The following is a 639-nucleotide window of genomic DNA, read 5'->3' as shown; positions in this document are numbered from 1 at the left end:
TCATCTACATACTTCTTGTTAGCAGCATCTGTGTTATTTGTTGGTGCTGCTACATTGGTAATCGCTTTACCACCAGCATTAATACCTGATGTGTTGTTAATAACAACACCACCAACTGTAACTTGGTCAGCTGTTACACCTGCATTGTTAATCGTGGTATTACCCGTTTTAACGCTACCAGTTGCTCCTAAATCTAAGTTTGGATTTAACTTAACCTGTACACCATCAGTTGTTGCAACTGTACTAATGTTCGTATCACCCGTAATCGAAACGGTGTCACCTAATTTCTTGGTATTGCTTGTGGTTGCTGTATCACCTTTAAATTTTAGACCTGCAGTATCTACAGCATTTTTTGCATCTACACCTTTTTGAATATCGGTTTTTGTAGTCGCTGACAAGTCTACTTTATAGTCAGTGACATTATTTGCATCTTTCGTGCCTGGTGTTACGGTAACTGCTGAAGAACCTGCTGATGCAGTCGTACCATTGGCATTTACTGTATAAATATCTTGACCGTTTGCGCCTGTCGTTTTTACTACACCAGATACATTGCTTCCAGCTGCGACTTCTGTTCTTGATGCTGCTGCTTTTGAGTCTACATAAGTCTTGTTGGTCGCATCTGTACCTGCTGTTGGTGCA

At 40.7% G+C, this 639-nt stretch carries 1 pseudogene; it reads right to left on the bottom strand.

Annotated elements, in window-relative coordinates:
* Positions 1 to 639, bottom strand: a pseudogene (locus AC1Z3T_RS21175) (hypothetical protein); the annotation flags it as partial.

The sequence above is a fragment of the Acinetobacter sp. B-6 genome, assembly GCF_056930735.1.
Note: the sequence above shows the minus strand (reverse complement) of the source record. Positions and strands in the feature narration are given on the sequence as shown.